The 14,583-nt window shown below is 47.7% G+C and carries 7 protein-coding genes; 4 read left to right on the top strand and 3 right to left on the bottom strand.

From position 1 onward, the window contains the following. Positions 1-113: 113 nt before the first annotated feature. The 3 genes from SHEWANA3_RS12195 to SHEWANA3_RS12185 form a co-directional block, all read right to left on the bottom strand. Positions 114-2,243, bottom strand: a complete 2,130-nt coding sequence (locus SHEWANA3_RS12195) for an alpha-amylase family protein (protein WP_011717246.1) — start codon at positions 2,241-2,243, stop codon at positions 114-116. Between the two features lie 87 nt (positions 2,244-2,330). Next, positions 2,331-4,328: a glycoside hydrolase family 13 protein gene (locus SHEWANA3_RS12190; RefSeq protein ID WP_041412656.1), complete on the bottom strand. Its 1,998-nt coding sequence runs from the start codon at positions 4,326-4,328 to the stop codon at positions 2,331-2,333. A gap of 129 nt (positions 4,329-4,457) precedes the next feature. Further along, on the bottom strand, positions 4,458-7,283 hold the full coding sequence (locus tag SHEWANA3_RS12185; RefSeq protein ID WP_011717244.1) for a TonB-dependent receptor: 2,826 nt from the start codon (positions 7,281-7,283) through the stop codon (positions 4,458-4,460). A gap of 498 nt (positions 7,284-7,781) precedes the next feature. Between SHEWANA3_RS12185 and SHEWANA3_RS12180 the strand changes: the two genes are divergently transcribed. From SHEWANA3_RS12180 to SHEWANA3_RS12165, 4 genes are all read left to right on the top strand, one after another. Beyond that, on the top strand, positions 7,782-9,404 hold the full coding sequence (locus SHEWANA3_RS12180) for an alpha-glucosidase (RefSeq protein ID WP_011717243.1): 1,623 nt from the start codon (positions 7,782-7,784) through the stop codon (positions 9,402-9,404). A gap of 125 nt (positions 9,405-9,529) precedes the next feature. Then, a complete protein-coding gene (locus SHEWANA3_RS12175; RefSeq protein WP_011717242.1) occupies positions 9,530-10,801 on the top strand; it encodes a sugar MFS transporter in 1,272 nt (423 codons plus the stop codon). A gap of 152 nt (positions 10,802-10,953) precedes the next feature. Continuing rightward, positions 10,954-12,168 carry an RsmB/NOP family class I SAM-dependent RNA methyltransferase gene (locus SHEWANA3_RS12170; protein ID WP_011717241.1) on the top strand — a complete coding sequence of 405 codons (1,215 nt, stop codon included), beginning with the start codon at positions 10,954-10,956 and terminating at the stop codon, positions 12,166-12,168. Positions 12,169-12,319: 151 nt separating this feature from the next. Next, a complete protein-coding gene (locus SHEWANA3_RS12165; RefSeq protein WP_011717240.1) occupies positions 12,320-14,578 on the top strand; it encodes an EAL domain-containing protein in 2,259 nt (752 codons plus the stop codon). The last annotated feature ends 5 nt before the right edge of the window (positions 14,579-14,583 follow it).

The raw sequence follows: 14,583 nt of genomic DNA, 5'->3' as shown, positions 1-14,583 counted from the left end.
CTTGCCTTTGTGATGTTTAACTGATGTTTACGCTAGTGTGTTTTAAAAAAGCCAGAGTCACAACGGTGTGTGACTCTGGTGCTGATCTCTGATCTTTATCTTACCTTATCTGGCTAATGGGCGAGTTCAAAAATGGCTGTGGAGAGAGGCGCTAGCTGCAATTTAACTTGTCCTTCGCCTTGTTCGACAACCAACTGCGCCTCATGGTCTTCCAGCAAATCCTTAAGCGGATAGGTGGCATCGGTTAACCGCCATTGCGCAATCAGAGATTGGGGCAGTTTAAGTGAAAATAACTTGGCTTGGGTTTGACTAAAGTTACTGACAATAATCAGCTTTTGACCTTTGTTATTGGCGGTATTAGCCTCAAAGCGGACAAAGGCGAAGGTTGAGTCATCATAACCCGTTGCGCTGCCATTGTTTGTCTTATTGTTAGCCTTATTGCTAGCCTTTGCGGCCGATACCGCGCTGCGGTTAGCAGCATCTAGCGAGTCATATTGTCCTAAGAGCGCGGGCGCATTTTTCCCTGTGCTGAGGTTCAATAATTTTTGATAGTAGGTGCGCAGCGCGACTTCTGCCGTGGTTGATTGGCCGCCATCAAATTTACCTTGATTCATCCAGCGCTGATGGGCGGGAACACCCGCATAATCAAAAATACTGGTGCGCGAAGCATGGCCAAAGCCTAGGTTTTGCGTCGCCGCTTCTCCTACTTCTTGACCAAAATAAATCAAGGTGGGTGAGGTACTTAAGGTTGCTGACACCACCATTGCGGGCAGGGCGTAGCGGGGATCGACCGCATCCGTAGAGGCATTACCACTTAAACTACCTAAAAAGGCGGCATTGGCGATGCGCTGCTCGTCGTGGTTTTCTAAAAAATGCAGCATATGCGTGTCGATATCATGTACTTTGGCCTGATCCGCGGCGATCTGCGCGGTACTTTTTTGCCCTGCCATAATGGCTTTGAGGGTGTCGTAAAGATCGACCTTGTCGTAGAGGTAGTCCATTTTGCCGAGCTGAATATAGTCGCGATACAGTGCGGGGTTATAGACCTCAGCTAAGATAAAAGCTTCGTGATGGCTATGTTTTATATGACTATTTAAATAGCTCCAAAACTCGACTGGTACCATTTCGGCCATATCGTAACGAAATCCATCGACTCCCATCGCTAACCAATACTGGGCAATTTGATTGAATTTGATCCAAGAGTTAGGCAATTCATGACTATGTTGCTGCCAAAATGCGTAGTGCTGCTCGGCGCCGAGAGTGGCATAACCTGGTGGCAGTGCGGGGAAATCATGGCTGCCATCGGGGCGGACACCGTAATTGATTTTAACGGTTTCATACCAGTCGTTCATATCCGGCTTAGCAAGGCGTGAGCCATTGCCCGTCCATTTGGCGGGGATTTCCTTAAATTGACCATCACTTAGGGGATGCGATTCACCGCCTAACGGTTTGAGGCTCTCAGGCAAATCGGGCACTTGAAAGCCTGAGGATTGCTTTTTATCAATCACATAGTAAAAGTTATTATGCTTTGCATATTCAAGGGTTTGATTATCATCTTCACCAAAATCGTGCACACCCTCGGGCTTAGTGATGGAATGGTAATTACGCGCCACATGGTTGGGCACTATATCGATAATCACCTTTAAGCCTTGCTTGTGGGTGCGCTCGATAAGTGCCTGAAACTCCTGTAAACGCTTTGCGGGATCGACCGCTAAATCGGGGTTTACGTTGTAATAATCTTTAACCGCATAGGGCGAGCCAGCGCGGCCCTTAACCACATCGGGATCATCGTGACTTACGCCAATAGCACTGTAATCGCCAATTAGGGCGTGGTGGGGTACACCCGTATACCACACATGGGTAACACCTAAGTCTTTGATACTTTTGAGTGCAGTATCATCAATATCATTAAATTTACCCACACCGTTTTCGCTAATCGTGCCCCAAGGTTTATTGGTGGTGTTTTTATTGCCATAGAGTCGGGTAAAAATTTGATAAACAACGGGTTTAAACTTATTTGCTTGCTCGCCATGGTGATGGGCTGGCAGCATTTCGCCTTCGCCTACATTTGGATTGGCAGCCATAGTTTTAGCCGCTACTGCCTGTAACGCCGTTGCTTGAGTAGTGATTGCTTGAGCGGCCATGGCGTTAAAGGTGCTAATGCTGCTGAGTGCCAGTAGGGTTAATCCCTGATGCCAGCGATAAGTGCCACGTTTGCTGTTGTTAGATAATAGAAAATTCAACCTAGGTTCCTTTACTGACTTGGCGGCCAAACTATGGTTTGGCCGCGCTGTTAGCTAAGCATGCTTAGCTGCTTAATTGAATATGGGTTATTGATGATTGAGTTCAAGCAGCATAACGCCAGCATGGGGCAGAACAAGTGATTGATTCAGCTTTAACTTATCACCAGAGAGGACTGAGTTAGCCGAAGTATTGCCTGCCAATACCTTGCTAAAGCGGCTTAAATCCAGGGTTTGTGCTTGGTCATTCTTGTTGTAAATCACCATCACTTTATCCGTATCGGCTTGGTAGCAGGCATTGCCCGCTGCAGCCTGTTTGGCAACGCATCGAAATTGCACATAAATGCCGTTTTGCGGCACAAAGTGCAGTAAATCGCCTGTTTGCAGTGCGGTTGAATGCTTACGGTAATTGAGTAGAGTACGCACAAACGCAAGCGCTTGCTGCTGTTTTGCGTTTAGCCCTTTACCGCTAAAACCGTTGACCTTGTTATTGGCAAAGCCACCCGGAAAATCGCTACGCACTACACCGTCGTGGCGGCCTTCGGTCGGGCTGGTCATCAACACTTCGGTACCGTAAAACAGCTGTGGAATGCGTTTGGCCGTTAACACATAGGTGAGGGCCATTTGGTACAGCGGCAGGTTTTCTTTCAGCAGACTATAAATCCGATTGGTATCGTGGTTGCCTTCAAAGAGGACTAACTGGCTTGGGGTCGCATACACCACATCATTAGCTAACATCTCGTAAAGCTTGATAAAACCTGTATCCCAGCCTTCAGGCTCGTTCAGGCTTTCAAGCAGCTTTTCATAGAGTGGAAAGTCCATCAGGCTCGGTAAATCCGAGCTATAGCCATCGGCATTGATTTTGCCTTTTTGCCAATAGGAGACAGTTATGGGATTGGCGGTCCACTCTTCACCGACAATATTAAAATGTGGGTACTCTGCCATTAATGCCTTAGTCCATTGGGTTAAAAAGGCTTTATCGGCGTAGGAGTAGGTGTCTTCACGAATGCCCGAAAGCCCCGCGTATTCCACCCACCAAATGCTGTTTTGAATAAGATAAGTGGCAAGCTTTGGGTTGCGTTGATTAAGATCGGGCATCGAATCGACAAACCAACCGTCAACAAAATCTCTTTTATCCTGCATGTCGGCGTAGGGATCTTGCACTGTGGTGCGTCTATGGCTGGTAAAGCCCAGGTTGGTAGAACTGAGGCTGGTAGAACTGGCCGCAGGAGCCGTTTGGGTGTCAGTTGCATTGGGCTGCTGCGGGACATTGAGCCAGTCACTGCTCGGTAAATCTTTTAGCCACCAATGGTTTGAGCCGATATGGTTAAGCACCACGTCTTTAATCACCCCAAGACCATGCTGTTTGGCCTCTGTGACTAACCTTTGATAATCCTGATTACTGCCAAAACGCGGGTCGACCCGATAAAGATTGGTCATGGCGTAACCATGGTAGGAGTATTGGGCTTGGTTGTTTTCAAGCAGTGGGTTGATCCACAACTGAGTGACGCCCAGTTTAGCTAAGTAGTCTAAGTGCTGGCGTATACCTTCGATATCGCCGCCATGGCGACCATCGGAATTATCAGGCGCCGCATGCTCGAGCATATCGCTCTGATTGTCATTGCTTGGGTTGCCATTGGCGAATCTGTCTGGAGTGATAAGGTAAATTACATCTTTATTGTTGAAGCCTTGGCGTTCGCGGCTACCTTCTGCCCGTGTCGCTAAAGTGTAGGGCAGTTGTAAGAGCTGCTTATCGCCAGCGAGAATGCGGATATCAAAGGTCTGGGGTTTGGCTTGGCGCAAGTCTAAATTGATAAACAAATAATGGGGATTATCCGTCTGTTCAATCCCTTCAAACAACACATCTTGGCCAGTAATCTCAACCTTAAGCTGCGCAGCATCCGTGGGCAGGGCATCACTGTGGAGCATTAATTGCAGCTTAGGATTATGCATGCCCGCCCACCAAGAGAGCGGCTCGAGATGCAAAGATGCTGTACTGCTGACGGGGCTATGACTGGCCTGTGCTAGAGCATATAAGGGAGAAGAGGCGGTTAACACAAGGGCGAAGAGTAGACTGTGACGTATCATACTATGGGCCTTTATCGGGTGAGGTGTTAAGTGTGACTTTAGAAATAAAGAGCGGCGTATCATCTCACTATTATTATGGGTAAAAAGAAAAGCCTGCTTCACAGTGAAACAGGCTTTTACGATGACAGCTTACAGAGAGTAGGTTAAACCAAGGAAATATTGTCTACCGAAGTATTGAATTGTCCCGGTTTGATGCTCTTCACCAAAGTAAGTTTTGCTCGGTTCATCGGTGAGGTTATTGATTTGGAACAGGAACTTTAGGCCATTATCCAGCGCATAAGAGGCCTGATAATCCACAATCGTTTCCGCATCGAAGAATGCCAGTTGAGATTCAACCGCCACTTGCTCTGATACATAGCCACTACGGTATCTCATGCTCACACGGGTATCGAAACCATCCAAGGTGTAGAACAGGGTAGTGTTCAGCACGTTTTCAGACAGACCTGGTAATGGAATGGTCAGGTTAGAACCGCTTAAGTCTGTGGTGAATTCGACTTCGCTGTCTGAATAGGAATAGCTACCAGTGAAACCTAAACCATCTAAAGGTGACGGTAGGAAATCAAACACTTGGGTATAGCCTAACTCGATACCACGGATATAACCGCCGTTGTCATTGTTGATGGCTGTTTGATATTGCCCTTCATTTTTTACAACTGGGAATTCAACGCCATTGTCGATAATGGTATCGGGCACGATAAAGCCATTCGCTTCAAAATCGTAGTTTTGAATGGTGAAGTCGTTGATGAAAGATTTAATATCTTTATAGAACAAGGCAATAACGACCGCACCTTCAGACTCTTCAAAGTAGTGCTCGTAGGACAAGTCATATTGATCCGCATAGAAAGGATCTAATAACGGACTGGTGTTACCCCATGCATTGTACTTTTTATATCCTTCTGTGGAGGCATTATCGTACCAAGATCCCATACCCGACTTTAACTTGTTAATCGGAGGACGTGACATCACAGAGGCTGCAGCAAAACGCAGTTGATCGTTTTCAGTCAGGTGGAAGGTCAAGTTCAGTGATGGCAGGTAATCGGTATAGGTTTGACCAACTTCATTGCGGATATAATCCGTGCTCACGACACCTTGCTCATCGGTAATAGCTTCACCTAAACCATAACCTACCTGTTGCAGACCTGTACTGCTTTGATCTGTGTGTACCACTCTCACACCCAGGTTACCTGTGACTTTAACGTCACCAATATCAAAGTCTAAATTTGCCTGCACGTAGCCAGCTAATACATCTTCATTGACCGCGCCGCTTTGGATCATGGTCCAGTTATTTGACCAGTTCGCCGTGGGGGTGAAGGGTGATTGGCCAGTTGCTGCCAGTTGTGCATTTACCAACTCAAGTGCTTTATTAAAGTCAATGGCGAGGAAACTTGGGTAACCTGAGAGTTCTCCTCCAAAATCAACCACTTTGGCCATATCGCCGTTAAGTGCGAGGACTGGTTGGTTACTTGGATTTTTATCATATTCAAAACCGTAACCTGCCTGTGAACGTTGGGCATTAAACTCGCGCTCAGCATAACGCACACCAAAATCAACAGAAGAGACAAAGCTGGTGTCTAGGACATAGTTAAAATCGAGTTTGTAGGCAATCAGATCGTTTTGCTGATTATAGGGCCACATACCCACTTCTTTTAGACCTAGGGTCGAGGTATTGGTGTAGTCGTTAGTAAAGCTGACATCCGCAGGACTTAAGCCATTCAGTTGATAAGTAACTGATTCAGCTGAGCGTACTTCATTACCAATGTCATCGTATAATATAGCGCGGGTGCCACCGTTAACGAATTCACCATCGGCTTTGGAATAGCTGACATCGGCCGCCACTGTCAGTGCGCCGCCATTATTCCACTCAAGGTTTATAGAGCCTGAAGTCAATTCTGAGTACTTGGAGTCATTATCGTTTATTACGAAAATAGAAAAGTCATCAGTACTATCGGTACCTACAGAAACAGTACCACCAGTCATAGAACCATTTTCGACAACGGCATCACTGATGGTGCCATTTTTCAATGATTTCACGCGGAAACCACGGGCAAAGTTTTCAGAGGTAAATTTAGAGTGGAACAGATCGCCTTTCACACTCAGGCTATCACTCGGTTGCCAATGAATAGCCGCCATATAGCCATCACGGGTGTCGTCGCCGCCTTTTTGTTGCAGTTCAAAACCTTCACTGATCGCTTCGGTTACACCGTCACCGTTAACGTCTTTTTTGTCATCATTAAAACGTAAGCCAATGAATTGGCTCGCAACATAAGGTTGATACAGGTGAGCATAGCCCACTGCAACCCCTAAGGTGTCTTCGAGGAATTTACCTTGATAAGCAAGACTTAAACGATTGCCGTATTGCTCGGCATCGGAGATTTCATCGGCGCGATCGTTAAAGCTGCCACGGGCATTGATATTGAATGATTGGTCTTTGTCATTCTTTAGCGGATCGGCGGTTTTTAATTCAACCGTACCGGCCACGCCGCCTTCGATCAGCGAGGCTTTCGGGGTTTTATAAACTGCCGCTTGACTGATTAATTCAGATGGATATTGGTCAAACTCAATGGCGCGTTTACCGCCAGTGGTCACTTGTTCGTGGCCATTGAGGGTGGCAAACACGAAATCGCCATCCAGACCACGGATATTCAGCCCACTGGCTTGACCGCCAGTACGAACAGCGGTCACGCCCGGTAAACGGGTTAACGCATCGGCGATAGATTGGTCGGGCAGGGCGCCGAGATCGTCGGCAGAGATAGATTCAGATACGGTATCGCCAAAACGTTTTTCATTAAGCGATTTGATCACACTGGTTCTGAAGCCTTTAACTTGGATTACTTCAATTTCGGCATCTTTGGCTTTTAGGTCTTTTTCTTTTACATCATCTGCTGCGTAGGAGTGCATACTGGCGCCAGCAGCAACGAGTGCTAAGGTCAGCAAGCTGGGTTTAAATCGCATCATTTCTATCTTCCCCTTGAAGTCGCTTTTTACCGCTTATGTAGAGCGTTTTATCGTTATTACCGCATTGTTTTTGCGGCCTTTTTTTGGTATTTCGGCGCTTAATTGACTGCATAAGTGCTGCGTTTATGACCAAATTGTTATGCAACGGTGAAGATACTACTCCCGAGGATCTTGGCCTCACAATATTGTGCATACGTATTCAATAGGTCAGAGGCCTGCCAAAACGGGGATTTCGGCCAAAAAAACTCCGATTTTATCTCCGAGTAATTCAACGCAACCTTATGTTAGTAAAGGGTTAATTTAATCTTAATCTGACAAGTCTAATGATAGCCTGTTTTGCATACGTATGCAGGCGTATTGAACCTTATTTCCCTGTTCACGTATGCTCGTTGCCACTAATACAAGCCGTAGCGCCTTTACTCCGCAGTAACATGATTGTAACTGCTCATGTGAGAGTTTTTGGGTTAGCGCGCTGAAGAATAAGGATAAAGGGGCAATATGAGTGAGTTAACTTGGTGGCGTGGAGCCGTGATCTATCAAATCTATCCACGTAGCCTTTTGGATACTAATGGTGATGGCGTTGGCGATCTGCGCGGTATTATCACTAAGTTGGACTATATTGCCAGCCTGAATGTGGATGCGATTTGGATTTCGCCATTCTTTAAATCCCCGATGGCCGACTTTGGTTACGATATCAGTGACTACCGCGAGGTGGATCCTCTGTTTGGCACTATGCAGGATTTTGATGAACTGATTGAAAAAGCCCATCAACGTGGCATTAAAGTCATTATCGACCAAGTGCTAAGCCATACCTCAGATCAACATGCGTGGTTTTGTGAGAGTCGCGAGAGCCGCACCAATCCCAAGGCAGATTGGTATGTGTGGGCCGAACCAAAGGAAGATGGTACGGCGCCAAACAACTGGTTAGCGATTTTCGGCGGTTGCGCCTGGGAGTGGGAGCCGCGCAGACAACAATATTATCTGCACAACTTTTTACGCAGCCAACCCGATATCAACTTCCACAATCCCGACGTGCGTCAAGCCGTGTTAGATAATGTGGAGTTTTGGCTGAAGAAGGGCGTCGATGGTTTCCGCTTAGATGCCATTACCTTCTGTTATCATGATGAACAGCTTAGGGATAATCCGCCCAAACCCAAGGATAAACGCCAAGGGCGCGGATTCAGTGAAGATAATCCCTATGCCTATCAGTACCATTACTACAATAACGATAGACCGCAAACGATTCTATTTATTGAAGAATTACGCCAGTTAATCAATCGCTATCCAGGTGCTGTGACCTTAGGGGAAGTCTCCGCCGAGGATTCACTTGCGGTGATGGCCGCCTATACCAAGGGCGAAGACCGCTTACATATGGCCTACAGTTTCGAGCTGCTGACCGATGACTATAGCGCCGCTTATATTCGCCAAACGGTAGAAGCACTGGAAGCGAGTATTGGTGATGGTTGGCCCTGCTGGGCGATAGGTAATCACGATGCACAGCGCGTCGCCAGCCGTTGGGGACGTGGTAAGCAAACATCCGACATGGTGAAAATGCTCAATGCCATGGTTAACTCACTGCGAGGCAGTGTCTGTAGCTATCAAGGAGAAGAGCTGGGTTTAACCGAAGCGCCGATTGAATACCACGAGTTGCAGGATCCCTTCGGCAAAACCTTCTGGCCAATGTTTAAGGGCCGTGATGGCTGCCGTACACCTATGCCGTGGGAGCAAAATGCAGATTTTAGCGGCTTTAGCCAAGTGACACCTTGGTTGCCTATCGCGCAGGCGCACAGAGCACTGGCGGTTGATGTGCAGGAAGCCGATAGCCAATCGATGTTACATGGCTATCGTCAGTTCCTCGCATGGCGCAAAGGCTATCCCGCTTTGGTTGAAGGGGAAATTGAATTCCTCGATGCGCCAGAACCCTTGTTGGTGTTTGTGCGTACGTCCGGGGAGCAAAAGCTACTGGTGTGCTTTAACCTACAAGATACAGAGCAGGCATTATCACTGGATGCACTCAGCATCCAGCAAGAAATTACCGGTCACGGTTTGAAAACTGCGCAAAGGATCGCCGACACATTGACATTTTCGGCCTATGCCTGCTTTTATGCGTTGTTGAACTAGTTTCGACTCGGCATAACACCACTTCGGATGGGCAGCACAATTTCATTGTGGCTGCCTGTCGTAGTACGAAAACGCCTAAGGGACATTCCCTTTAGATAATAAAAACATGATTAGAGAGCACAACTATGGCGTCATCTATAAACACCAGCAGCCACACGAGCAGCGTGAGCGAGGCGGGAAACGGTAATTATCGTTTTGCGTTAGTCTCATTGACCTCACTGTTTTTTATGTGGGGCTTTATTACTTGTCTGAACGATATTCTGATCCCCCATCTTAAGGCGGTGTTTTCACTCAATTACACCCAAGCGATGTTGATCCAGTTTTGCTTCTTTGGCGCTTATTTTCTGGTGTCGATCCCGGCGGGACAGCTGGTGAAACGACTCGGTTATCAAAAGGGCATAGTCACTGGTTTAGTGATTGCGAGTATCGGCTGTGGTTTGTTCTACCCAGCAGCCTCCTTTGCGACCTACGGTTTATTCCTCGGCGCCTTGTTTGTATTGGCATCAGGGATCACTATTTTACAAGTGGCGGCTAACCCCTATGTTAACGCGCTTGGTAGCAGCGAGACCGCATCGAGCCGCTTGAACCTGACACAAGCCTTTAACGCACTTGGGACCACTGTTGCGCCATTTTTTGGCTCGATTCTGATCTTATCCGTTGCCGCGTCAGTATCTTCTGAATTAGCCCAAGCCAATGCCGAAGCGGAAGTGGTTAAGTTGCCTTACTTATTGCTGGCTGCGGCGCTTGCGGTACTGGCGATCATTTTCGCTAAGTTAGATTTGCCCGTGATCCGTGAACACAGCCAAGCCGCGGCAGAGGAAGTACAAACCCATTTAGGCAAGACCAGTGCGCTGCAAAGCATGCATTTGGTGTTAGGTGCGGTGGGGATTTTTGTCTATGTGGGCGCAGAAGTCTCGATTGGTAGCTTCTTAGTTAACTTCCTCGGCGAAGCACACATCGTCGGCATGCCAGAAGAGCAAGCGGCCCATTACATCGCCTATTATTGGGGCGGCGCTATGGTCGGACGCTTTATCGGTTCGGCGGTAATGCAAAAAATCCCCGCAGGTACTGTGCTTGCCTTCAATGCCTTTATGGCGGCATTGTTGGTGTTGGTGGCCATGACCACAAGTGGCAGTGTCGCCATGTGGGCGATTTTGGGCGTGGGATTGTTTAACTCAATTATGTTCCCGACCATTTTCAGCCTAGCGCTGCGTGACCTTGGTCCACACACGTCTCAGGGTAGCGGTATTCTGTGTTTAGCCATTGTCGGTGGTGCGATTGTGCCATTATTACAGGGCGTATTAGCCGATAATTTAGGCATTCAATTGGCCTTTATTCTGCCTGTGGTGTGTTACGGTTTTATCCTGTTCTACGGCGCGAAAGGTTCTAAAATGTAACGGCATTGGCCGATGCGAGAAAAGCGATCCCCATGGATCGCTTTTTTATTGGACTTTTTTGCCTCTAAAAGGCAACAGCGCATCTGTTTACTTGCGTATTAGTGCCTGACCTCCTATGATCCCCCGGTTTTATTACTCACGGTGACCTGTAAATGTTGAATTCTCCGCTTTCTGCCAGCTCGAATGAATTAGTGATCAGTATCTTAGCTATGGTGCTAAGCGAAGGAAAACCCTTAGACCGGGCCTATTCTCAGCATTTTTCGGGATTAAAGTTAGTACCCGCCGAACAGGCGCGTATTGCCACTGTGACCGGCGATATTCTGCGCCGGTTAAATCTGTATTGTTTCTTAGCCGAAATTAAGCCGGAAGAAATGGAGCGCTTAGGCTCTAAGCTGCTTAATGTGTGGCACTTATTCCACAACTTAGAACTGCCTAAAATGCAGTATTCGTTGCCGGTCGATGCCGAGCGTTTAGCCGAGCGTATCGAACAGGCTAAGAACCAACCTGTGCTTTGGGACGGTTGCCCAGAATGGTTAGATGCAATGGGTCAAGCCCAACTTGCGGCATCCTGGGAGAAGGAGCGCGCCGCCTTAAGCACTCCGCCAAAGCGTTTCCTGCGGGTCAATGGCCTTAAAGTGACTCGTGATGATTTAGCGCAAAAACTGGCGGCCGAGTTTGTCACCACCCAAGCGGTCGAGGGCGTTGATTCAGCCCTTGAAGTGACCTCTGATTCCGCGCTGTTTCGCACTAACTGCTTTAAAGATGGATTATTTGAGCAGCAAGATGCGGGCTCGCAACGTGTGGCCGCGGCGCTCGATGCCAAACCGGGCATGCGAGTGATTGATGCCTGCGCTGGCGCAGGGGGCAAGACCTTACATATCGCCGCGCAGATGCAGGGCAAAGGCCGTTTATTGGCGATGGATGTGGAGCAATGGAAACTCGACAACCTTAAAGAACGCGCTCGCCGTAATGGTGCCCACAATATCGAAACCCGATTAATTGTCGGCTCAAAAACCATCAAACGCTTAAAGCTCAGTGCCGATCGTGTGCTGCTCGATGTGCCTTGCTCAGGCCTTGGGGTATTAAAGCGCAATCCCGATGCCAAATGGCGTGATACTGCCGAACGTTTGCCAGTACTGATGGAGCTGCAAAAGCATATCTTAAGCAGCTATAGTCGCATGGTGAAGGTGGGTGGCATTGTGGTGTACGCGACCTGCTCAATTTTCCCCTGTGAAAACCGCGGCCAAGTGGATGCTTTCTTAGCGGAAAACCCCAATTTCCGTTTACTCGAAGATGAAACCATCAGCCCCGCCGAAACGGGTTTCGATGGGTTTTATTTAGCAAAACTTGAGCGAATTCAAGAATAAACCCGCATTTTACTCGCCACTAAAGCAGGTTTTCATCCATCATTGAAAAGTTGCTTTAGTGCGACTAAATACCTAAAATTCACCCCTGATTTACAAAGATTGTTCATCTTAGTAAGGTCGTTAACTTAAGCGCTAAATGACTAAGGGATGTATGGACGAAGGAATTGCGGTTACGGGCACTATCGGCGAGATTAATGCTCAGTTTAATCAAAGTGTTAGCTTAGAATGTTATAACGGCATCTTGTCTATGCTGCTCAATGGCGCGCCATTAGCAGAAATCCTCCATGCTCTAGTCTTAAAAATTGAAGATCAGCGTTTAGGCACGCATGCCTCCGTATTGCTACTCAGCGAAGACGGCAAAAAGCTGCTCACGGGCGCCGCGCCCCATTTACCCGTCAGTTATAACCAAGTCATTCATGGGGTCGAAATTGGTCCTGGGGTTGGCTCCTGCGGTACCGCGGCGTTTACGGGGCAGCGGGTGATTGTCGATGACATTGAACATCATCCCTATTGGGCGCCGTACAAAGAGTTTGCATTAACCCACGGGCTGAGGGCCTGTTGGTCTGAGCCTATCAAAGATACTCAAGGCAAGGTCCTCGGCACCTTTGCCATGTATTATGAAACCGTAAAAGTACCGACGGCCGCGGATTTAACCTTGATTTCTGAGGCGGCAAGGCTGGCGAGTTTAGCGGTAGAGCGCAGTCGGTCACTCGAGTTTCAGCGCCTTGCGGTGAAAATATTTGATCGCCTACCTCTGTCGTTAGTCATCACCAATGCCAGCCATTCCGTGCTCTATGCAAACGATGCGTTTACCCAGATGGTTTATCCTAAAACCACTGATATTCATGATTTTTGCCCTGAACACTTTTTCTCTCCCTCTGAGCCCCACGAAATCGATTCCCTGTTTCAACATCTGTCCGAGGGGAAAATGTGGCAGGGTGAGTTGATTGGCCTGCGTAATAACGGTGAAACCTTTTACCTCGATTTAACCGTGACCGTGTTTCGCGAGCCCCATAGCAACGAGAATAGTTTTGCTTGGTTATTTTCCGATATCAGTGAGCGTAAAAAGGCGGCGCAGTTAATTAAGTATCAAGCCAACAATGATCCCCTCACTGGCTTGGCAAACCGTAATGCCTTGTTTAGACAAATCCAAGAGCTGATATCCGCCGACAGCTTAACCCCTGGTTTTAGCTTTATGCTGATGGATTTAGATAACTTTAAACAAGTGAACGATACCTATGGTCACGACAAAGGGGATGCGCTGCTGGTGCAGGTCGTGGAGCAGATTAAGACCTGTTTGAATGAGCAAGCGGTATTTGCCCGTTTAGGGGGCGATGAGTTTGCGCTGTTGCTTCCGGGCCTTGTGACACAAAGAGAATTGTCACAGCTTGCTGATAAGATTAATAAACGTGTGTATCAACGTTATGAATTGTCCCATGATAAGGGCGTATATAGCTCGGTGAGTATTGGGATCGCGCGCTTTCCCGAGGATGCGTTGGATCTGGAGCAGCTGTTGAACTGCGCCGATCAGGCCATGTATATCTCCAAGGCGGATGGCCGTAACCGTTACCATTTTTTCACCGAGCAAATGCAGCAAAATGCCGAGCGCATTGCGAATTTGCATACACTGCTGAAACAAGCCTTAGAACAAGAAGCCTTCGAGCTATATTTTCAGCCGATTGTGGATGCGACAACAGGGCTTGTTCAGCGCGCCGAAGTGCTACTGCGTTGGCAGCACGAGGGGCAGTTTATTTCCCCCGATGAGTTTATTCCCATCGCCGAGAACAGCGGTTTAATCGTTAACATTGGTCGCTATGTACGCAAAGCCGTGATGCAAACCATCATCGATATGCAAGTTCTAGGCTGGCCAATCAATTTAGCGGTGAACGTGTCGACCTTTGAGTTTTGGTCCCACGAGTTGCAGGATGCGTTTTGTGACTCCTTTGCCGATATTATCGAAGAGCTGGGGTTAATTGAGTTTCCCTACGAGCTTATCACCTTAGAAATCACTGAATCGCTGTTGATGAAACAGCATGTGCATTTAATCCAAGTGCTGAACGAGTTACGCGGACGAGGCATTAAAATCTCCCTCGATGACTTTGGTACCGGTTATTCTTCCTTATCCTATTTGGCGAATTTTCCTATCGATCAAATCAAAATCGATAAGAGTTTTATCGATAGGTTAGATGAAGGGGAGCGCCATCTCGCATTGATAGAGGCGATTGTGCGCTTAAGTCATGCGCTGAATTTGAGTGTGACGGCAGAAGGGGTCGAAACCCAGGCGCAGCTTAAGGTGATGATGGAAAACCATATTCAAGAAATTCAAGGCTATATCTTTTATAAGCCCATGCCCAAGGCGGCATTTTTTGAGTTACTTGCCGAGCAGGCTGCGGCTCATCACCATTCATAATGAGT

This window comes from Shewanella sp. ANA-3 (assembly GCF_000203935.1).
Classification (GTDB): Bacteria; Pseudomonadota; Gammaproteobacteria; order Enterobacterales; family Shewanellaceae; genus Shewanella.
This window is presented reverse-complemented; position numbering and strand designations above follow the sequence as displayed.